Origin of the sequence: Jiangella anatolica (genome assembly GCF_003236295.1) — a bacterium.
Lineage (GTDB): Bacteria > Actinomycetota > Actinomycetes > Jiangellales > Jiangellaceae > Jiangella > Jiangella anatolica.
This window is the reverse complement of record NZ_POTW01000032.1, coordinates 28500-48250: the sequence shown is the minus strand read 5'-3', so window position 1 is coordinate 48250 and position 19751 is coordinate 28500. Positions and strand designations below refer to the sequence as shown.

Genomic DNA, 19751 nt, shown 5'->3' with positions numbered 1-19751 from the left:
TGATGGATGTGCCACCCTGGTTCCCCCAGCTACCGGTTCAGGTCGTCGTCAGGTCACGCCGGCGGAAGCCGAGCAGACCGATCCAGATGAGGGCGACCGCTAGCACACCCATTATGACAACCGCTACCGTGCCGAGGTCTCCTCCTGGAAGACTAGATGCGGCGTGGAACGGCGAGATCTTCGTCACCCAGTCCGGGAACTGGAAGAATCCGCCGAGCACTCCGACCACGACGCCGTAGGTCAGCACCACCCAGCCGAGGGCGACCAGCTGGGGCGCCCATCCGAACAGCGCGACGACGATCGCGACGACCAGCCAGATGCCCACGAGGTGCGCCACCGCGGCCCCGAGCATCTTGCCGACCATGCCGCCGTCCTCGAGCGTGATCGCCGCCATGACGCCCAGGCCGAGGCCGCCGGCCAGCATCAGCACCAGGCTGCCGCCGAGCGCGACGGTGAGGTGGCTGGCCGCCAGCCGGGTCCGGGAGACCGCCGTGGCCAGCACCGGCTCGGCCCGGCCGGAGGTCTCCTCGCCGCGCAGCCGCAGCATCGACGACAGGCCGTAGGCGGCGGCGAGCAGCGCCATCATCATCATGACCATCGCCATGAACCCGTCGATCAGGCTGCCGGCGTCGCCGAGGAAGTCCTGGAGGGTGGAGTTGTCGGAGACGAACTCCTCGATCGACGGGGCGAGGCTGCCGTAGGCGATGCCGAACACCAGCAGGCCGACGCCCCAGCCGAGGAGGCCGCCGCGCTGCAGCCGGACGGCCAGGCCCAGCGGTGACGCCAGGTCCTTGCCGGCGCGCGGGCTGCCCGGCCGCGGCTGGACCAGGCCGGCGCCGACGTCGCGGCGGCTGGTGGTGGCGTACGCGGCGGCCATCAGCAGCGCGGTGAGCGCGGCCGAGATCAGCAGCGGCCACCACCGGTCGTCGACGTAGACCTTGGTGCGCTGCGCCCAGCCGATCGGCGACAGCCAGGACAGCGCCTCGGCGCCGACGTCGCCGATGGCGCGCAGCGCGAACGCGACGCCCAGTGCGGCCGCGCCGATCCCGGTCGCGGCCCGGGCGTGCTCGGTGACCTGCGCCGCCAGCGCGCCGACGCCGGTGAACACCAGACCGACGGATGCGACGGCGGCGCCGAACAGCAGCGAGCTGGACATGGACAGCTCGTCCAGCGCGCCCGGCATGAGCAGGCCGAGCAGCAGGCCGATCAGCAGGTTCGCCCCGGCCACGACCGTGAACGCGGCCGTCGTTCCGGCGTGGCGGCCGAGGACGCCGGCCCGCAGCAGCTCGGTGCGGCCGGTCTCCTCCTCGGCGCGGGTGTGCCGGACCATGAGCAGGATGCTCATCAGCGCCATGGCGATGGCGACCCACAGCAGCAGCTCGTTCGCCGTCATGGCGCCGAACGTGTAGTCGTCGCCGTCGGTCCCGTAGCCGGGGCCGGTCAGTGCGACGGTAGCGGGGTTGTCGAGCAGGTCGGCGCGGGCCTGCCGGTCCGCCGCCGTCGGGTAGGTCTCGGTGAACGTCGGCAGGCTGCCGACGACGGACAGCACGATCGCGCCGATCCAGATGGGCAGCCGGACGCGGTCGCGGCGCAGGATGAAGCGGATCATCGTCCCGGTGCCGGTGAGCGTGGACCCGGCCGGCCGGCGGGCGGCGTGCTGGCGGGGCCGGGGCTCGGCGGTGGCGACGCTCATGACGAGGCACCCACCTCGGCGGCGGCGAGCTCGTCGCCGTAGTGGCGCAGGAACAGCTCCTCCAGCGTCGGCGGCTGGCTGGTGAGGGTCTGGATGCCGAAGCCGCTCAGGTGCCGCACGGCGCCGTCGAGCTGCGCGGTGTCGACGCTGAACCTGACCCGGTCGCCCTCGGTGACGAGGTCGTGGACGCCGGGCAGCCCGTCCAGCCCGGTGACCGGACGCGTGGTCTCGGCGGCGATGGCCGTGCGGGTGAGGTGTCGCAGCTCGGCCAGCGTGCCGCTCTCGACGATCCGGCCCGTCCGGATGATGCTGACGCGGTCGCAGAGCTTCTCGACCTCGGTGAGGATGTGGCTGGACAGCAGCACCGTCTTGCCGTCGTCCTTCCACTCGTCGATGACCTCGTTGAAGACCGCTTCCATCAGCGGGTCCAGGCCGGACGTCGGCTCGTCGAGGATGAGCAACTCGACGTCGGAGGCGAGCGCGGCGACCAGCGCCACCTTCTGCCGGTTGCCCTTGGAATAGGTGCGGCCCTTCTTCGTCGGGTCGAGGTCGAACCGCTCGAGCAGGTCCTCGCGGCGCTTCTCGTCCAGGCCGCCGCGCAGCCGGCCGAGCAGGTCGATCGCCTCGCCGCCGGACAGGTTGGGCCAGAGGTTGACGTCGCCGGGGACGTAGGCCAGCCGCCGGTGCAGCGCGACGGCGTCGCCCCAGGGATCGCCGCCGAGCAGCCGCACGGTCCCGGAGTCGGCCCGCAGCAGCCCCAGCAGCACGCGGATCGTCGTCGACTTGCCGGCCCCGTTGGGGCCGAGGAACCCGTGCACCTCGCCGGTGGAGACCCGCAGGTCGAGCCCGTCGAGGGCGCGCACCGTCCCGAAGGTCTTGACGACGCCGGCCACGTCGATCGCAGGTGTCATGCCGCTGACACTACACACTATTCACAGTTTTGTGAATTGCTTTAAGTCCGTTATGGTCGTGAACACATCGTGGGGGAGGCGTCGTGGCCGATCAGGGCGGGGAGCTCGCGCGTGCTCGGTTCGTGGAGCAGTTCGCGCTGGTGCTGAACGAGTCCGGCATGCAACGGATGCCGGCCCGGGTGTTCGCGTACGTGCTGGCCTCCGACGCCCAGACGCACACCGCGGCGGAGCTGGCCGAGGGTCTGCAGGTCAGCCCGGCGGCGATCTCCGGCGCGGTCCGGCTGCTGGTCGACATGAGCATGCTGGTGCGCGACCGGGCACCCGGCGACCGCGTCGACCACTACCGCATCTACAGCGACGACATCTGGATGACCGTCGTCGGCCGGCAGGAGTCGATGTATCGCCACATCGACACACTGCTCAGCAACGGGCTGCGGACCCTTGCGCCGGGACCCGGCCACCGGCGGGTGCACGAGACGCGGGAGTTCTACCGGTTCGTGGAGTCGCAGTTCGACACGCTGGCGACGCGGTGGGAGGCGCACCGGGCCGCGCTCAGGACGTCACGGGAACCCGTTCGTTCCGCGTCGGGCGAGTGACCGGCGTGCGGCCGCCACGGGCCAGCAGCACGACGCCGGCGGCGGCCGTCAGCGCGGCCGCGACGGAGAGCGTCACCTCGAGCGGGCCGCCGGTGAACCGCTCGCCGAGCAGCCCGATGCCGATCGCCGACGCCGTCACCGGGTTGACGATGGTCGCGGTGGCCAGCGGGGCGCCGAGGCCGCCGCGGTACGCGCGCCGCGACAGCAGCAGGCCCGCGACCGCCAGCACCAGCACGACCGCGCTGGCCGGCTGGAGCGCCGCCGTCGCGCCGCCGTCGGACACCCGGATCGTCACCGTCTGCGTCAACGCCGACGAGACCCCGAACGTCGTGCCGGCGGCGAGCGCGAACAGCAGGCTGCGCCGGACCGGCCGCAGCTCCATACGGGAGGCGGCCGCGACGGCGGCCGCGATGAGCGCGACGACGGCCACGGTCAGGAGCAGGATCTGGTTGGAGCTCAGCTCGCTGCGCGGCCGGGTCGGCGCGGCCAGCAGCAACAGGGCGGCAAGGCCGGCCATGCTCAGCGCCATGCCGTGCCACTCGCGCGGGGTGACGCGGCGCCGCGTCAGCGCCCAGGAGAGCACGAGGGCGAACGCCAGGCTGAGCACGCCGAGCGGCTGCACGAGCGTCAGCGGGCCGAAGTGGAGCGCGCACACGTGCAGGCTGGACGCGGCGATGGTGAGCGCGGTGGGGTACCACCAGCGGCGCCGGGCGACCATGCCCAGGGCCGCGAGGGCGTGCAGGCCGGCAGCGCCGGTGGCGAACGCGATCGCCAGGCCAGTGCTGCTCACCGGCAACCCCCAATCCGGCCCCGAATGGGGCGCGACCGCGACGTCCCTGGCTCCACTGAGAATCTAGTGGCACGCCCGGGCGCGCGGCCGTGGCACCCCCGCCTGGTGCCAACCTACCTTTCATTCACGAAGTTGTGAAATAGGTAAACATATGATGGTGCTCACAGCGAAGGAGGAGACCGGATGAGCGATCCCGGAGGGGACGACGCGCTGCTGCGGTTCGTCGAGCAGTTCGCGATGGTGCTCACCGAGTCCGGTCTGCCCCGGATGCCGGCCCGGGTGTTCGCCTACGTGCTGGCCGAGGACCGCGAGCGCTACACCGCCGCGGAGCTGGCCGAAGGGCTGCGGGTGAGCCCGGCGGCGATCTCGGGCGCGGTGCGCGCGCTGGTGCAGGCCGGCCTGCTGGCCCGCGAGCGGGAGCCCGGCTCGCGCGCGGACCACTACCGCATCTACGACGACGACGTGTGGGCGCACATCATCATGCAGCGCGAGCCGCTGCTGCGCCGCTACACCGCCGTGCTCTCCGAGGGCCTCGGCACCCTCGGAGAGGGCCGCGGCGCCCAGCGCATCGCCGAGACCATCGAGTACATGGAGTTCATGCGCGGCGAGCTGCCGCAGATGATCGAGCGCTGGCGGCGGCACCGTGCCGAGCACGCCGCGTCAGAGATCGAGGAGTAGCCCGAGCGGCGACTCGACGCAGTCGGCGACGTAGCGGAGGAAACCGCCGGCGACGCCACCGTCGCAGACGCGGTGGTCGAAGGTGAGCGACAGCTGGGTGACCTTGCGGACCGCCAGCGCGCCGTCGACGACCCAGGGCTTGTCGACGATGCGGCCGACGCCGAGCAGGGCGGCCTCGGGGTGGTTGACGATCGGCGTGGAGCCGTCGACGCCGAAGACGCCGTAGTTGTTGAGCGTGAAGGTGCCGCCGGTGAGCTGGGCGGGGGTCAGCGTGCCGGCGCGGGCGGCGTCGGTGAGCCGGGCCAGCTCGGCGGCCAGCTCGGCGGTGCTGAGCAGCTGGGCGTCGTGGACGACGGGGACGACGAGGCCGTGGCCGGTCTGTGCGGCGAAGCCGAGGCCGACGGAGCCGTGGCGGACCAGCACGAGGTCGTCGCCGTCGTGCTCGACGGACGCGTTGAGCTCGGGGAACCGGCCCAGCGCGGCGACGGTGATGCGGCCGAGCAGCGCGAGCAGCCCGACCGGGCGGTCGGGGGCGGCGGCGCGGAGGGTGTCGCGCGCCTCGACCAGCGCCGTCGCGTCGACGTCGACCCACGTGGTGGCGTCGGGGATCTCGCGCCGGCTGCGCGCGAGCTTGTCCGCGATCGCGCGGCGCACGCCTCGCAGGGGTTCTCTCTGGGTTGACGGGGTTGGGTGCGAGGTCCGCTGTGGTTGCGCTGAGAAGACAGCCGGTTCGACGTGGTCCGCGGCCGCGCCGTTCGCCGTGGTGGCGCCGTTCGCCGTGGTGGCGCCGGTCGCCGTCGCCGCCTCGACGTCGCGGCGCAGGATCACGCCGCCGGGGCCGGAGCCGGCCAGCACCCGCACGTCGACGCCACGATCGCGGGCCAGCCGGCGCACGACCGGCGACAGCACCCGCGGCGCCCCCGGCGCACCCGACATCGCCGCCGCGCCGGCCGCCGTCGCCACGTCAGCGGCCGCCGTCGCCGCGTGAGCCGCCCGCCGCCGAGCCCGCCGGGCCAGCGTCGCGTTCCCGGTGCCGTAGCCCACCAGCACCGCGCCCGAGTCCGCCGCGGCTTCCGGCGCGGCCTCCGCCGTCGCCACCGTGATGAGCGGCGCACCCACGTCGACCACCGTTCCCACGGCCCCGTGCAACTCCGTGACGCGTCCCGCATGCGGACACGGCACCTCGACCGTCGCCTTCGCCGTCTCCACGTCCACCACGACCTCGTCGACACCCACCACGTCGCCGACAGCAACCCGCCAGGCGACGATCTCCGCCTCGGTCAACCCCTCACCGAGGTCAGGTAGGTAGAAGGTGCGGTCCGGTTGTCTATCGGACTCGACGGAGAAGCGTGTCTCGTCCGTCATGGCGAGACCGCCAGGAATCGCGGGTCCGGCGCGTCATCGAACTGCAGCCGGTCCACCGCGTCGAGCACCCGGTCGACACCGGGGAGCTGGTACTTCTCCAGGACCGGCGGCGGGAACGGCACGTCCCAGCCGGCCACCCGCAGCACCGGCGCCGCCAGCGAGTGGAAGCAGCGCTCCTGCACCCGGGCGACGATCTCGGCGGACACGCCGGCGAATCCCGAAGCCTCGGCGACCACGACACACCGGCCGGTCTTGCGCACGGACGCCGCGACCGTCGCGTCGTCGAACGGCACCAGCGTCCGCAGGTCGACGACCTCCAGGGAGAGCCCTTCGGCGGCGGCAGCGGAAGCGGCCTCCAGCGCCACCGGCACCGCCGGCCCGTACGCGAGCAGCGTCGCGTCCGAACCAGGGACCCGCACCACGGCACGGCCGAACGGCTCCGTCCGCACCGGCAGCGACACCTCGTCCTTGGCCCAGTACAGCTTCTTCGGCTCCATGAACACGACCGGATCCGGGTCCGCGATCGCCTCACGCAGCAGCGAGTAGGCGTCCGCGACCGTCGACGGCGTGACGACCTTGAGGCCCGGGGTGTGGGCGTAGTACGCCTCGGAGGAGTCCGAGTGGTGCTCCACGCCGCCGATGCCGCCCGCGTACGGCACCCGGATCACCATCGGCAGGCCGACGGCGCCGCGGGTGCGGTTGCGCATCTTCGCGACGTGCGAGGCGATCTGCTCGAAGGCCGGATAGGCGAACGCGTCGAACTGCATCTCGACGACGGGACGGAAGCCGTTCATCGCCATGCCGACGGCCAGGCCGACGATGCCGCTCTCGGCCAGTGGGGTGTCGAAGCAGCGGTCCTCGCCGAACTCGGCGGCCAGCCCGTCGGTGACGCGGAAGACGCCGCCGAGCGGGCCGACGTCCTCGCCGAACATCAGGACGGTGTCGTCCTCGCGCATCGCGTCGCGCAGCGCGGCGGTGAGCGCCTTGCCCATGGTCACGGTCATCGAGCGAGCTCCTCGGCCAGCCAGGCGGCCTGCTCCCGCAGCTGCGGCGTCGGTGTGGCGAAGACGTGCGCGAACAGCTCCGCCGGGTCGCCGACAGGCTCCTCGGACAGCCGCTTGCGCACGTCAGCGGCGAACGCCTCCGCGGCGGCGCCGGCAGCCGCCACGTCGTCGTCCGTGAGCTCGCCGGCCGAGCGCAGGTGCGCCTCAAGCCTCGCGATCGGGTCGCGCCGCTTCCAGGCCGCGACCTCGTCATGGTCGCGGTAGCGCCCGTCGTCGTCGGCGTTGGTGTGCGGCTCGACGCGGTAGGTGTGCGCCTCGACGAGCACCGGCCCGCCGCCGGCGCGCGCGGACTCGACGGCGTCGGTGAGCACGGCCAGCATCGCCAGCGGGTCGTTGCCGTCGACCCGCTCGCCGCGGACGCCGTAGCCGACGCCCTTGTGCGCCAGCGACGGCGCCGCCGTCTGCCGCGAGACCGGGACCGAGATCGCGAACCCGTTGTTCTGCACCAGGAACACGACCGGCACGTGGAAGACGGCGGCGAAGTTCAGCGCCTCGTGGAAGTCGCCCTCGCTGGTGCCGCCGTCGCCGATCAGCACCAGCGCGACAGTGTCCTCACCGCGCCGGCGGGCCGCGTACGCCACCCCGACGGCGTGCGGGGCGTGCGTCGCCAGCGGCGTGCACTGCGGCGCCGTCCGGGTCGCCATCGGGTCGTACCCGCAGTGCCAGCTGCCGCGCAGCAGCGTCAGCGCCTCGACCGGGTCGATGCCGCGGGCGATCAGCGCCATCGTGTCCCGGTAGGTCGGGAACAGCCAGTCGGTCTCACGCAGCGCCAGCACGGCGCCGATCTCGCCCGCCTCCTGGCCGCGGCTGGACGGATAGACGGCCAGGCGCCCCTGCTTCGTCAGCGCCGTCGCCTGCGCGTCGAACCGCCGGCCCAGCACCATCGCGTCGTAGGCGCGGCGCAGCAGCTCGGTGGACGGTCGCTCGTACCGGCCGTGCGCGTCGCCGGGCGCGGGGCCGCCGTCGTCGTCGAGGAAGCGCACCGGTTCGGCCGACGGCAGCAGGGCGTCGGCGGGTGGGACCCCGCCGGGCAGAACGGCGGGCATCCGGTGCTCGGCCTGCGTGGTCATGGCTCAGTCACCTCTGTCGGCAGGCGGACGCTCTATCCCCGAATACTGCGCCTGCCGAGATGGTCATCTCTACAATCGGCCAGAATCGGTGACAACTGGCGGAACGGAGCGGTCATGAGCGACCAGACGTCTCAGAGTGATGGCGGTCACACCTGGAAGACCGGCCGTTCGTCTGCGCGCGACCTCGACGACGTCGATCGGCGCATCCTGGCCGAGCTGGTCGAGCAGGGCCGGCTGTCGATCCGCCAGCTCGCCGAACGTGTGCACGTCTCCCGCGCCAACGCCTACGCCCGCGTCGACCGGCTGCTCGCCGACGGCGTCATCACCGGCTTCGCCGCGCAGGTGAACCCGGAGCGTGCGGGTCTGTCGACGAGCGCCTACGTGATGCTGTCGATCCAGCAGAACGCCTGGCGCGAGGTGGCCGCCGCGCTGGAGTCGCTGCCCTACGTCGAGCACTTCGCGCTGGTCGGCGGCGACTTCGACGTGCTCGCGCTGGTGCGCGCGCCGAACAACAGCGAGCTGCGCCACGTCGTCCTCGAGCACATCCAGGACGTCGCCGGAGTGCTGAGCACCCGCACCTGGCTGGTCTTCGACGAGCACGTGGGCCAGGGCTCGCGCTGGGCGTGAGGGCCGACCAGTAGGCTCGCGCCCATGGCCAAGTGGGAGTACGCGACGGCACCCGTGCTGGTGCACGCGACGAAGCAGATCCTGGACAACTGGGGCGAGGACGGCTGGGAGCTGGTCCAGATCGTCCCCGGCATGAACCCCGAGAACGTGGTGGCTTACTTCAAGCGGGAGAAGCAGGCATGACTGGCACGCCGGAGGAACGGCTGGCCGCACTCGGACTGAGCCTGCCCGACGTCGTCAAGCCGGTCGCGGCCTACGTGCCGGCCGTGCGCAGCGGCTCGTTCGTCTACACGTCCGGCCAGGTGCCGATGCGCGACGGCGAACTCATCCACAAGGGCAAGGTCGGCGCCGAGGTCACGCCGGAGCAGGCCTACGAGTGCGCCCAGCAATGCGCGCTGAACGCGCTGGCCGCGGTCCGCGCCGAGGTCGGCGACCTGTCCGCCGTCACTCGCGTGGTGAAGGTGCTCGGCTTCGTCGCGTCGACGCCGGACTTCACCGGCCAGCCGCAGGTGGTCAACGGCGCCAGCGACCTGCTCGGCAAGGTCTTCGGCGACCTCGGCCAGCACGCGCGCAGCGCCGTCGGGCTGACGGTGCTGCCGCTGGACGCGCCGGTCGAGGTCGAGATGATCGTCGAGGTCGGCTGACGCGGTGAACGCACGGCGCGCGCTGCCCGCTCCGATCGCTGAGCGGGCCCGGGCGTTCGCCGCCGGCGGCCTGCCGATCGCGCCGCCACGGCCCGCGTCGACGGTCGGGCTGCTGCGCGACGGCGACGAAGGCGTCGAGGTGTACGTGCACGTCCGGCACACCGCCATGGCGTTCGGCGGCATGCTGGCGTTCCCCGGTGGGAAGGTCGACCCGGCCGACGGCGACGATCCGGAGGCGGCGTTCGTGCGCGCCGCCGTCCGGGAGACGCGCGAGGAGACCGGCGTCGTGCTGGCCCCCGGCGACCTGGTGCGGTGGGCGCACTGGATCACGCCGCGGTTCGAGGAGCGCCGGTTCGACACGTGGTTCTACCTGGCGGCGTTGCCCGGCGGCCAGGAGACGGCCGACATCTCCGGCGAGGCGTCGCGGGTGGGGTGGGTGCGGCCGGCGGACGCGCTGGCCCGGGCCGACGCGGGCGAGTGGGTCATGCTGCCGCCGACGGCGGTGCTGCTGACGTCGCTGACGGCGTTCGCGACGGTGGCGGACGCGCTGGCCGCGGGCGACGGCCGCCGGATCGAGACCGTCCTGCCCGGCTGGCTCGACGACGGCGCGCAGGTGTGGAGCCTGCTGCCCGACGACCCGGACTACCCCGGCGACGACCTGGGAGAACAGCCGTGAGCGAGGCGACACCCGTCCTGCCGGAGTGGTGCCGGCTGGTCCGCGCCGACAACCCCGGCCCGATGACGCTGGACGGCACCAACACCTACGTGCTGACGACCGGCGACGGGACGGTCGTCATCGACCCCGGCCCGTGGCTGGAGGAGCACCTCGGCGCCGTCCTGTCGCTCGGCTCGGTGTCGGCGGCGCTGATCACGCACCACCACGAGGACCACTGCGGCGGCATCGACCTGTTCCGGGAGCTGACCGGCGGCGCGCCGGTGCTGGCCCGCGACCCGGCCGCCAGCGGTGCCGACGCGGAGCTGCCGGCGCACGGCGAGCGGCTGGACGACCTCGGCCTGCTGGTCCTGGACACCCCCGGCCACACCGCCGACTCGGTCTCCTTCGTCGCCGACGACGGCGCGTCGGTGCTGCTGTTCAGCGGCGACACCGTGCTCGGCCGCGGCACGACGATCGTCGCCTACCCCGACGGCGACCTCGGCGCGTACCTGGCGTCGTTGGACCTGCTGCGCACCGCCGTTCCGCCGGGCGCGGTGCTGGCGCCCGGCCACGGCCCGCTGCGAGCGCACGCGACCGCCGTCATCGACGAGTACGTCGCGCACCGGCGGCAGCGGATCGAGCAGGTGGAGGCGGCCCTCGACGGCGGGGCGCGGACCGCCCGCGACATCGTCGAGATCGTCTACGCCGACGTCGACCGCGCACTCTGGCCGGCCGCCGAGCGCACCGTCGCCGCGACCCTGGCCTACGTCCGTGCGGTGGGCTGAAATCAGGTGTGCAGCCGTGAGGTGTCGAAGACGAGCTGGTTCGCCGTGATGCGGCCGCCGGCGACGACATACCGGTCGGCCGCGCGAATCGTCCCGAACGGCTCGGTGGCCATGTCGTACATGACCAGAGCCTGCGTGGCGTCGCCCACGGCGGCGATCACCTGGACACCGTCGACGAGCTGGGCGAACTCGCCCACGGCCGCCAGATAGGCCGGCGCGCCCGACAGCGAAACGCGCGGGCTCTCGAACGTGACGTCGTCGGCCACGAAGGTCGCGGCGAGGTCCAGATCGCGGCGGGCGAACGCCTCGATGAAGGCGAGCGCGACGTCGACGGGTGGCGTCATGGGTCCTCCTGGTCCGGTGGTGCTCTCAGAAGGACAGATACGCGGCGCCGCCGGAACTCATCGGCACCGCGCCCGCGACGGCGTCAGCGAGCGCGGCGGCGGAGGCGGTCGACGTCGAGGACGACGACGGAGCGCTGCTCCAGCCGCAGCCAGCCGCGGGACACGAAGTCGGCCAGCGCCTTGTTCACCGTCTCGCGGGACGCGCCGACCAGCTGGGCCAGCTCCTCCTGGGTGAGGTCGTGGACGACGCGCATGCCCTCCTCGGACGGCACGCCGAACCGCGTCGACAGGTCCAGCAGCTGCTTGGCCACCCGGCCGGGCACGTCGGAGAAGACGAGGTCGGTCTGGATGTCGTTGGATCGGCGCAGCCGCGACGCCAGCTGCAGCAGCAGCCCGCGGGCGACCTCGGGCCGCCCGGTCAGCCAGGGCGTGAGGTCGGCGTGGCTGAGGCTCCACAGCGTCGTGTCGGTGACGGCGGTGGCCGTGGCCGAGCGCGGGCCCGGGTCGAACAGCGACAGCTCGCCGAACATCTGCCCGGGGCCGAGCAGCGCCAGCAGGTTCTCGCGGCCGTCGGGTGCGGTGCGGCCGAGCTTGATCTTGCCCTCGGTGACGACGTAGACACGGTCGCCCTCGTCGCCCTCGCGGAAGAGGGTCTCGCCGCGGCTCAGGTGCACCTCGGTCATCGACGCGCGCAGCGCGCCGGCCGCCTCGTCGTCGAGTTCGCGGAACAGAAGTGCGCTCCGTAGAGCGTCGTCAACCACAGCCAGATCCTCCTTGCCGTCGAGCCACGTGCGGTCAACGGTCTCGTGTTTCGTGTCACGTCGGCCGCAACCTATTGTGCCTGGGGGCCATCATGGCGGACCATTCGCCCCCACACCTCTGATTCGCAGCGCAAAACGCGGGACTGTCAGCCAGGGAACGTAGAGTGAAGTGGTGTCGATGGCCGCAACCGAGTCCAAGCTCGCCCTCACCCGCAGAGCCCGCAAGATCAACCGTGAGCTGGACGCGCTGTATCCCGACGCGCACTGCGAGCTCGACTTCACCTCGCCGTTCGAGTTGCTGATCGCGACCGTGCTGTCCGCGCAGACCACCGACGTGCGGGTCAACGGCGTGACGCCGACGCTGTTCGCCCGCTACCCCGACGCCGTCGCGCTCGCGGCCGCGGAGCGCGAGGACGTCGAGAAGATCATCCAGCCGACCGGGTTCTTCCGGGCCAAGACGCAGTCGATCCTCGGGCTGTCGCAGGCGCTGGTCGAGCGGTTCGGCGGCCAGGTGCCGGGCCGGCTGAAGGACCTGGTGACGCTGCCCGGCGTCGGCCGCAAGACGGCGAACGTCGTGCTCGGCAACGCGTTCGGCGTGCCCGGCATCACCGTCGACACCCACTTCGGGCGGCTGGTGCGCCGGTTCGGCTGGACCACCGAGACCGACGCGGACAAGGTCGAGGCCGAGATCGGCGCGCTGTTCCCGAAGAGCGAGTGGACGATGCTGTCGCACCGGGTCATCTGGCACGGCCGCCGCCGCTGCCATGCCCGCAGGCCGGCCTGCGGCGCCTGCCCGCTCGCGCGGCTGTGCCCGTCCTACGGCGAGGGCCCGACCGATCCGAAGGTGGCCGCGAAGCTGGTCCGCACGGGGCCGCGGGCATGACGATCGCCGACGCCCCACCCGCGTGGCTGCGGCGCATCGCCGACGCCGCGACCGGGGCGTGGGCCGGCCGGGCCGACGAGTGGGCGCCGCCCGACGACACCGCGCGCGAGTCGGCGGTGCTGATGCTGTTCGGCGAGACCGCCGGCGAGCCCGACGTGCTGCTGATCGAGCGGGCCGCCGGCCTGCGCAGCCACGCCGGCCAGCCGGCCTTCCCGGGTGGCGGCGCGGAACCCGGCGACGGCGGCCCGGTCGGGACGGCGCTGCGCGAGTGCGCCGAGGAGACCGGCGTCGACCCGGCCGGCGTCGAGGTCGTCGCGGCGCTGCCACCGCTGTGGATCCCGGTCTCCAACTACTCCGTCACGCCGGTGCTGGCCTGGTGGCGCGAGCCGTGTGAGGTGCGCGTCGGCGATCCCGTCGAGGTCGCCTCGGTGCAGCGGGTGCCGCTGAGCGAGCTGCTCGACCCGGCCCACCGGCTGCAGCTGCGCTACCCGTCGGGGCACGTCGGGCCGGCCTTCCGGGCCGGCGGGATGCTCGTCTGGGGCTTCACCGCGGGCATCCTGTCCACCCTGTTCGATGCGGCCGGGATCACCGAGCCGTGGGATCGTACTCTGGTCGAGCCGATGCCAACGGGGGCGGGCCTGAGTCGTGAAGGTCGAGGTGGGTCGTGACGCTGGGCTTGAACGCCGTCGACCTCATCATCATCATCCTGGCCGTCGTCGTCGGCTACACCGGCTGGACCCACGGTTTCGTCGTCGGGCTGCTGTCCTTCGTCGGGTTCGTCGGCGGCGCGGTCGCCGGGCTGCTGCTGGTGCCGCTGGTGCTGGGCAGCTTCGACCCCGGCCTCGGCGTGTCCGTGCTGGCCGTCCTGCTGGTGCTGGGCGTCGCGTCGATCGGGCAGGGTGTCCTGGCCTGGGCCGGCGGCTGGGTGCGCTCGAAGGTGTCGTCGCAGCCGGCGAAGAAGTTCGACGCTGCCGGCGGCGCCATCCTGGGCGTGGCGGGGTTGCTGCTGGGGGCGTGGGCGGTCGGGCTGGCGATCTCGACGGCGGCCGTGCCGTACGCGTCGCCCGGCGTGCGCGAGTCGCGGCTGCTGCACCTCGTCGACGACGTCGTGCCGATCTCGCCGGACAGCCTGCGCGACGCGTTCGAGGACGTCGTCGCGGCCGGCGGCTTCCCGCAGGTCGTCGTGCCCTGGGCGTCGGAGCCGATCGTCGACGTCGGCCCGCCCGGCAGCCTGCTGCGCCGCGACCCCGAGGTGCGGACGGCCGCGCAGAGCGTCGTGCAGATCACCGGCCGCGCCGACGCCTGCGAGCGGGTCATCACCGGCAGCGGCTTCGTCGTCGCCGGAGAGCGGGTGCTCACCAACGCGCACGTCGTGGCCGGCGTGCGCGAGCCGGTCGTCACCTTCCCCGACGGCGACCCGCTGGCCGCCGAGGTGGTCGCGTTCGACCCCGAGACCGACCTCGCCGTGCTCGCCGTCCCCGGGCTGCCGCTGGAGGAACTCTCCATCGTCGCCGAGGATCCCGCCAACGGCGACGAGGCCGCCGTCATCGGCTACCCGAACAACGGCCCGCTGCGCAGCGAGGAGGTGCGCGTCCGCGACGTGCACCAGCTCATCGGCCACGACATCTACGACGAGAACACCATCACCCGCGACGTCGTCTCGCTGCGCGGCAGCATCCAGCCGGGCAACTCCGGCGGTCCGCTGATCTCGCCCGACGGCGTCGTGCTCGGTGTCGTCTTCGCCGCGTCGCTGACCGACCCCGACACCGGCTACGCGCTGGCGCCGAGCGAGTTCACCGACCTGGCGGCGGGCGCCGCCGAGGCGACCGAGCCGGTGTCGACCGGCTCGTGCACCTGACCGCACCCGCCGCCGCGGGTCGTCGCTACACGCCGAACGGCGCGGCGTAGCGGATCGTGCCGGACGGCAGCGGGTGCCGCTCGTCCAGCGTGAGCGCCATCAGCGCCTCGTCCGGAACCTCGAAGCCGGCCTTGATGCCGAACTCCGAGGCACGGCCGAAGCCGAACCGCGGGTAGTACTCCGGGTGCCCGAGGACGGTGACGAACTGCTCACCCAGGTCGGCGGCGGCCCGCAGCGCGGCCCGGATGGAGGCCGAGCCGGCGCCTGACCTCTGCCTGCTGGGCAGGACCGAGCACGGCCCGAGGCACAGCGCCGGGGTGTCGCCGATGTGGCAGCGGGTCAGCAGCGCGTGCCCGGCGACGGCGCCGTCGGGCTCCGCCGCGACGATCGACAGTCCGTCGATCCAGGCCGGGTCTGCGCGCAGCGCGTCGACGATGTCGGACTCGTCCGGCCGGTCGAAGGCCGCGATGGTGAGCGCGCGGATGGCGGGGATGTCGGCGCCGGTCTCGGCGCGCGTGATCCAGTGCGAGTGCATAGAGAGACGTCCCGTTCGTGTCGGGTGAATGAGGGCAGGCTGAGGTCAGGCCGCGACGGCCTGGCGCGCCGACATCAACCCCAACTCCCTCGTGGATCTCCTCGACGGAACACGAACGCCGCCGATCCTACCGCTCGTCGTGCCGGGCCCGCTGCTTCACCAGCCAGTCCAGCAGCGCGTCGGTGACGGTGTCCGGCGCCTCCTCGTGCGGGAAGTGCCCGGCCGACTCGACCGACCGCCAGTGGTACTCGCCGGCTACCAGCTCGCGCGACGCCGCGGCCAGCTCGATGTCCATGTTGGAGTCCTGCGCGCCGTGGATCTGGAGCACCGGCATCGTGAGCGGGTCCTGGACGCGCTTGGCGAAGCGGCGGCCGTCGCCGCGGAACAGCGAGCGGACCAGCCAGCGCTGGTACTCCAGCGCGCAGTGCGGCGCCGGCCACAGCTGCATCGCCGCGCGGTAATACCGCGACGCCTCCTCGTCGGGGAACGCCGACCCCGGCGCCGACCAGCGCCGCAGCAATGTCTCGACGTGGGCGCCGTCGTTGGCGATGAGCCGTCGCTCCGGCGCCATCGGCGTCTGCACCCAGGCCAGCGAGCCGCTGTGCCGGAACCGGCCTTTCAGCAGGTGCCGGCGCAGCACCAGCGGGTGCGGCATCGAGAGGACGGCGAGCGCGTCGACGTGCGCGGGCCGCATGGCCGCCGCCGTCCACGCGCCGTAGCCGCCCCAGCCATGCCCGACGAGGACCGCGTGGCGCTCGCCGAGGGACAGGATCGCGCTGGTGATGTCCGCGGCGAAGGTGAACGCGTCGTAGCCGCGCGGGGTCTTGTCGCTGCCGCCGGCGCCGCGCAGGTCGAGCGCGACGGCCCGCCAGCCGGCCGCGGCGATCGCGGGCAGCTGGTGCCGCCAGGCCCACCAGAACTCGGGGAACCCGTGCAGGAGCAGGACGAGCGGGCCCTGCCCCATCTCCGCCGCGTGGAACTGCGCCCCGTTGGCGGCGACGGTCCGGTGCGTCCAGGGGCCGGGGAGCTCGACCGTCTGGCGATGTGCGTCGTTGGTGATCACGTGCTGCTGCTGGACCTCTTCAGAGCGCGGGCGGCCTCGCGAGCGGTGACCTTGGTCCGCTCGGCCTTGGAGACCCTGCCGAAGCGGCTGCGCGCCACCAGCAGCAGGAGGAGTGCGACGAGCAGGTAGAAGCCGGCGACCACGAGGAACGACCAGCCCAGGCCCAGGCCGAGCGCGTGCACGCCGTACACGAGCGCGAACGAGCCGAGGATGATCACGAGCACGCCGAGGAACGCGGCGACGGCGATCAGCCCGAAGCCGAGCCCGGTCTCCTTGGCGTCCGCCTTCAGCTCCGCCTTGGCCAGCGCGATCTCGTCCCGGACCAGCCCGGTCAGGTCGTCCTTGATCGAGGCCACCAGCTGGCCGATGGAGGCCGAGCCGTCGGCCTCGGTTGCCCGCGCGGCCATCCGGAACCCCCTCGTCGCAGTAGTCACGAGTTGCGTCGGCCCCGGCGGCGACAACCCCGTCGAGGCCTCGGTTCGACTCTAGAGCAGGGCGGACGTCCTGGTCGCGCAGACGGGCCGACGCATCACGACCGAGTACCCGGCTCGTCGGTCTGGTAGACGTCCGGGATGCCGTCGTGGTCCTCGTCGCGGGCCTCCTCCTCGGCCATCCGCTTGTAGATGACGTTGCGCCGGCCCAGCACGATCGTGGCCAGCAGCGCGGCCAGCACGGAGCCGACCAGGACCGCCGTCTTCACCAGCTCCGTGAGGTGCGCGTCGTCACGGAAGGCCAGCTCGCCGATGAGCAGCGAGACGGTGAAGCCGATGCCGGCGATGGTGCCCAGCCCGAACACGTCGCCCCAGGTGAGGTCGTCGCTCAACTCGGCCCGGGTGAATCGGGCGGTCAGCCAGGTGCCGCCGAAGATGCCGATGGCCTTGCCGGCGACGAGCCCGAGCACGACGCCGAGCGCGACCGGCTCGGTGACCACCTCGCGCAGCGCGTCGGAGGAGATCGTGACACCGGCGGCGAGCAGCGCGAAGACCGGCACGCAGATGACCGCGGAGAACGGCCGGACCCGGTGCTCGATCCGCTCGGCCGGCGCCTGCTCCTCGCCGTCCTTGCGGTGCGCCCTGGTCAGCAGCCCGAACGCGACGCCGACGACGGTCGCGTGCACGCCGCTCTCGTGCATCAGCGCCCACGCCACGACGCCCATCGGCACGTACACCCACCAGGCCGAGATGCCGCGCCGCTGCATGAGGTCGTACGCCACGAGGATCGCGGCGGCGCCCAGCAGCGGCCAGATCCGCACGTCGGTGGTGAAGAAGATCGCGATCAGCAGGATCGCCAGCAGGTCGTCGACGACGGCCAGCGTCAGCAGGAACGCGCGCAGCGCCGACGGCAGCCGCGACCCGATGACGGCCAGCACGGCCAGCGCGAACGCGATGTCGGTCGCCGTCGGCACCGCCCAGCCGTCCATGCTGCCGCCGCCGACGCCGTTGACGGTCACGTAGACGACGATCGGGCCGGCCATGCCGCAGACCGCCGCGATGATCGGCAGCGCCGCCTCGGCCGGCCGGCGCAGGCTGCCGACGACCAGCTCGCGCTTCAGCTCCAGCCCGGCGACCAGGAAGAAGACCGCCAGCAGGCCGTCGGCCGCCCACGTCGCGAGGTCGAGGTCGAGGTGCAGCGCCGACGGCCCGATGGTCGCCGTGCGGAGCGACTCGTAGGAGTCGGTGCCGACGTTCGCCCAGACGATGGCCGTGGCCGCCGCCACCAGCATGAGGAACCCGCCGGTGGTCTCGCTGCGCAGGATCGAGGCGACGTACTGGGCCTCGGGCCAGCTCGAGCGGGAGAACAAGCGGCGGGGCACGGTGCACCACCTTCTTCTGGTCGCGGACGTGACGATGTCACGCCGACCAGACTTCCCGGCACACCGCTGCCGACTCTACCCCGTCGACTACGACCGTTGGAACGTCTCGATCGGACGGCCGGGACGCCAGAGCGTGATCTCCATCCCGTTGCGGGTGTCGTTCAGGCCGGCCAGCACGACCTCGTCGACGCCGAGCCGGAACAGGTGGAACGGCCCCGGCGGCAGCTCTGCCTGGTGCGCGCTCTGGTAGGCGTCGAACTCCGGCCCGAAGACCTCGGTCGCGCGGCCGGAGATCTTCACGTCCGGCACCGTCAGCGACCCGTCGCCGGGGTTGGTGTGCAGCGCGTACCGCGGGTCGCGGCGCAGGTCGAGCGCCTTGCGTGCCTGCGGCATCGAGCCGATCGTGAGGTGCTCGCCCTCGATGGCGGCCTCGGTGCCGCAGACCCGCGGCGAGCCGTCCGCCCGCAGCGTCGCCAGCACGTGGTGCTTGGTGACCGTGAGCTGCGCGCGCACGACCTTCGCCAGCTCCGGCGCCTCGTCCTCGAACTGCTTCCACGTTGTCATGTTCTCCATGCTGCCGCCGATCGCTGACATCTTCTGTCAGCGATCTGGCGTAGGTTCGGGAGCGTGAGAGCCAGCCGTTTGATGGCGATGATGCTGCTGCTCCAGCAGCGGCGGTCGATGACGGCGGCCGACGTCGCGCGCGAGCTGGAGGTGTCGGTGCGCACCGTCTACCGCGACATCGCGGCGCTGCAGGCCTCCGGCGTGCCGCTGTGGACGGAGTCCGGGCCGGGCGGCGGCGTCCGGCTGATCGAGGGCTGGCGGACGACGCTGGACGGGCTGACCGGCGACGAAGCGGCGGCGCTGTTCTTCGGCGGCGTGCCGAGCGCGGTCGCCGACCTCGGGCTGGGCACCGTCCTCGTCGCGGCGCAGACGAAGGTCATCGCGATGCTCCCGCCGGAGCTGCGCGGCCGGGCCGCTCGCCTCCGCGAGCGCTTCCACGTCGACGCGCCCGGCTGGTTCGACGACGGCACGCCGCCGGAGGCGCTGGCGACGGTCTCCGACGCGGTGTGGTCCGGCCGGCGGCTGGAGGTCACCTACCGGCGTTCGGACGCGACGGTGTCGCGGCTGCTCGACCCGCTCGGCCTCGTCCTCAAGGCCGGCGTCTGGTACCTCGTCGCGGCGCACCGGCAGCAGGTGCGCACGTACAAGGTGAGCCGCATCGCCGCCGCCGAGGTGCTGCCCGAGCCGAGCTGGCGCCCCGACGACTTCGACCTCGCCGCGTCGTGGGCGGCGTCGTCGGCGGAGTTCGACCGGTCGCTGCTGCGCTACCGCTGCCGGCTCCGCCTGTCGGCGGGCGCGCTGCGCCGCCTGCATCTGGCGGTCGGCCCGCTGATCGCGTCGCTGGCCCGCGAGACCGCGTCCGCGCCCGACGAGGATGGCTGGTCCGAGGTCGAGCTCTGGACCGAGTCCGAGGGGGTCGCCGCCCACCAGCTGTTCTCGTTGATGAACGGCGTCGAGGTCCTGGAGCCGGCCTCGCTGCGGGCCGCCCTCCGCTCCGTCGCCCTCGAGCTGGCCGCCCGCAACGCCTGAGCGATATTCAGAAGAACTGGAAC

24 protein-coding genes are annotated in these 19751 nt (G+C 73.0%); 11 read left to right on the top strand and 13 right to left on the bottom strand.

The features are described 5' to 3' along the window. Positions 1 to 37: 37 nt before the first annotated feature. Positions 38 to 1693 carry an ABC transporter permease gene (locus C1I92_RS15150; RefSeq protein WP_111255482.1) on the bottom strand — a complete coding sequence of 552 codons (1656 nt, stop codon included), beginning with the start codon at positions 1691 to 1693 and terminating at the stop codon, positions 38 to 40. Continuing rightward, positions 1690 to 2604 (bottom strand): ABC transporter ATP-binding protein, encoded by a 915-nt coding sequence (locus C1I92_RS15145; RefSeq protein WP_111255481.1) that lies wholly within the window; start codon positions 2602 to 2604, stop codon positions 1690 to 1692. The genes C1I92_RS15150 and C1I92_RS15145 overlap by 4 nt, the downstream gene beginning before the upstream one ends. A gap of 83 nt (positions 2605 to 2687) precedes the next feature. On the opposite strand from C1I92_RS15145, the gene C1I92_RS15140 reads away from it, so the two are divergent. After that, positions 2688 to 3200: a GbsR/MarR family transcriptional regulator gene (locus C1I92_RS15140; RefSeq protein WP_199521254.1), complete on the top strand. Its 513-nt coding sequence runs from the start codon at positions 2688 to 2690 to the stop codon at positions 3198 to 3200. On the opposite strand, the gene C1I92_RS15135 is transcribed toward C1I92_RS15140, so the two are convergent. Further along, complete coding sequence (locus C1I92_RS15135) at positions 3157 to 3990, bottom strand: DMT family transporter (RefSeq protein ID WP_111255480.1); 834 nt, start codon at positions 3988 to 3990, stop codon at positions 3157 to 3159. The genes C1I92_RS15140 and C1I92_RS15135 overlap by 44 nt on opposite strands. Positions 3991 to 4173: 183 nt before the next feature. Here C1I92_RS15135 and C1I92_RS15130 point away from each other — a divergent pair, with 183 nt between their 5' ends. Next, a complete protein-coding gene (locus C1I92_RS15130) occupies positions 4174 to 4668 on the top strand; it encodes a GbsR/MarR family transcriptional regulator (protein WP_111255479.1) in 495 nt (164 codons plus the stop codon). Here C1I92_RS15130 and C1I92_RS15125 read toward each other — a convergent pair. From C1I92_RS15125 to pdhA, 3 genes are read right to left on the bottom strand one after another with little or no spacing between them, the layout of a single operon-like run. After that, complete coding sequence (locus C1I92_RS15125) at positions 4651 to 6033, bottom strand: dihydrolipoamide acetyltransferase family protein (protein WP_111255478.1); 1383 nt, start codon at positions 6031 to 6033, stop codon at positions 4651 to 4653. The two genes, C1I92_RS15130 and C1I92_RS15125, sit on opposite strands and share 18 nt — an antisense overlap. Further along, positions 6030 to 7031: an alpha-ketoacid dehydrogenase subunit beta gene (locus tag C1I92_RS15120; RefSeq protein WP_438940531.1), complete on the bottom strand. Its 1002-nt coding sequence runs from the start codon at positions 7029 to 7031 to the stop codon at positions 6030 to 6032. The genes C1I92_RS15125 and C1I92_RS15120 overlap by 4 nt, the downstream gene beginning before the upstream one ends. A 2-nt stretch (positions 7032 to 7033) precedes the next feature. Further along, entirely contained in the window at positions 7034 to 8167 is a 1134-nt protein-coding gene (pdhA, locus tag C1I92_RS15115) for a pyruvate dehydrogenase (acetyl-transferring) E1 component subunit alpha (protein ID WP_233507007.1), read from the bottom strand. Positions 8168 to 8281: 114 nt separating this feature from the next. On the opposite strand from pdhA, the gene C1I92_RS15110 reads away from it, so the two are divergent. From C1I92_RS15110 to C1I92_RS15090, 5 genes are read left to right on the top strand one after another with little or no spacing between them, the layout of a single operon-like run. Further along, complete coding sequence (locus C1I92_RS15110) at positions 8282 to 8794, top strand: Lrp/AsnC family transcriptional regulator (RefSeq protein WP_111255476.1); 513 nt, start codon at positions 8282 to 8284, stop codon at positions 8792 to 8794. Between the two features lie 24 nt (positions 8795 to 8818). Then, positions 8819 to 8977, top strand: coding sequence for a Sp36 family protein (gene sp36 / locus C1I92_RS15105; protein WP_111255475.1), 159 nt, complete (start codon positions 8819 to 8821; stop codon positions 8975 to 8977). Further along, a complete protein-coding gene (locus tag C1I92_RS15100) occupies positions 8974 to 9438 on the top strand; it encodes a RidA family protein (RefSeq protein WP_111255474.1) in 465 nt (154 codons plus the stop codon). Before sp36 ends, C1I92_RS15100 begins: the two co-directional genes overlap by 4 nt. A gap of 4 nt (positions 9439 to 9442) precedes the next feature. Next, complete coding sequence (locus C1I92_RS15095; RefSeq protein ID WP_111255473.1) at positions 9443 to 10114, top strand: NUDIX hydrolase; 672 nt, start codon at positions 9443 to 9445, stop codon at positions 10112 to 10114. Then, positions 10111 to 10878, top strand: a complete 768-nt coding sequence (locus C1I92_RS15090) for an MBL fold metallo-hydrolase (protein ID WP_199521253.1) — start codon at positions 10111 to 10113, stop codon at positions 10876 to 10878. The genes C1I92_RS15095 and C1I92_RS15090 overlap by 4 nt, the downstream gene beginning before the upstream one ends. 2 nt (positions 10879 to 10880) lie before the next feature. Here C1I92_RS15090 and C1I92_RS15085 read toward each other — a convergent pair whose 3' ends face one another. Both C1I92_RS15085 and C1I92_RS15080 read right to left on the bottom strand, forming a co-directional pair. Continuing rightward, positions 10881 to 11222 (bottom strand): nuclear transport factor 2 family protein, encoded by a 342-nt coding sequence (locus C1I92_RS15085; RefSeq protein WP_111255472.1) that lies wholly within the window; start codon positions 11220 to 11222, stop codon positions 10881 to 10883. 83 nt (positions 11223 to 11305) lie between these two features. Further along, positions 11306 to 11983, bottom strand: a complete 678-nt coding sequence (locus C1I92_RS15080) for a Crp/Fnr family transcriptional regulator (protein ID WP_232827396.1) — start codon at positions 11981 to 11983, stop codon at positions 11306 to 11308. 178 nt (positions 11984 to 12161) lie between these two features. Between C1I92_RS15080 and nth the strand changes: the two genes are divergently transcribed. Genes nth through C1I92_RS15065 form a run of 3 tightly spaced genes read left to right on the top strand, consistent with a single transcriptional unit; the run spans position 12162 to position 14724 of the window. Beyond that, positions 12162 to 12866, top strand: a complete 705-nt coding sequence (nth, locus tag C1I92_RS15075; protein WP_111255501.1) for an endonuclease III — start codon at positions 12162 to 12164, stop codon at positions 12864 to 12866. Further along, positions 12863 to 13534, top strand: coding sequence for an NUDIX hydrolase (locus tag C1I92_RS15070; protein WP_111255471.1), 672 nt, complete (start codon positions 12863 to 12865; stop codon positions 13532 to 13534). Before nth ends, C1I92_RS15070 begins: the two co-directional genes overlap by 4 nt. Then, on the top strand, positions 13531 to 14724 hold the full coding sequence (locus C1I92_RS15065) for a MarP family serine protease (protein WP_111255470.1): 1194 nt from the start codon (positions 13531 to 13533) through the stop codon (positions 14722 to 14724). Before C1I92_RS15070 ends, C1I92_RS15065 begins: the two co-directional genes overlap by 4 nt. Before the next feature lie 25 nt (positions 14725 to 14749). Here the strand turns inward: C1I92_RS15065 and C1I92_RS15060 are convergent, their stop codons facing one another. The 5 genes from C1I92_RS15060 to C1I92_RS15040 form a co-directional block, all read right to left on the bottom strand. Further along, complete coding sequence (locus tag C1I92_RS15060; RefSeq protein ID WP_111255469.1) at positions 14750 to 15259, bottom strand: GNAT family N-acetyltransferase; 510 nt, start codon at positions 15257 to 15259, stop codon at positions 14750 to 14752. A gap of 127 nt (positions 15260 to 15386) precedes the next feature. Next, complete coding sequence (locus C1I92_RS15055) at positions 15387 to 16322, bottom strand: alpha/beta fold hydrolase (protein ID WP_199521252.1); 936 nt, start codon at positions 16320 to 16322, stop codon at positions 15387 to 15389. Next, on the bottom strand, positions 16319 to 16729 hold the full coding sequence (locus C1I92_RS15050) for a phage holin family protein (RefSeq protein ID WP_111255468.1): 411 nt from the start codon (positions 16727 to 16729) through the stop codon (positions 16319 to 16321). Before C1I92_RS15050 ends, C1I92_RS15055 begins: the two co-directional genes overlap by 4 nt. A 122-nt stretch (positions 16730 to 16851) precedes the next feature. Continuing rightward, positions 16852 to 18135, bottom strand: coding sequence for a Na+/H+ antiporter NhaA (gene nhaA / locus C1I92_RS15045; protein WP_199521251.1), 1284 nt, complete (start codon positions 18133 to 18135; stop codon positions 16852 to 16854). Positions 18136 to 18222: 87 nt separating this feature from the next. After that, on the bottom strand, positions 18223 to 18699 hold the full coding sequence (locus C1I92_RS15040; RefSeq protein ID WP_111255499.1) for a pyridoxamine 5'-phosphate oxidase family protein: 477 nt from the start codon (positions 18697 to 18699) through the stop codon (positions 18223 to 18225). Positions 18700 to 18762: 63 nt separating this feature from the next. On the opposite strand from C1I92_RS15040, the gene C1I92_RS15035 reads away from it, so the two are divergent. Then, entirely contained in the window at positions 18763 to 19728 is a 966-nt protein-coding gene (locus C1I92_RS15035; RefSeq protein ID WP_111255466.1) for a helix-turn-helix transcriptional regulator, read from the top strand. Positions 19729 to 19751: the final 23 nt, after the last annotated feature.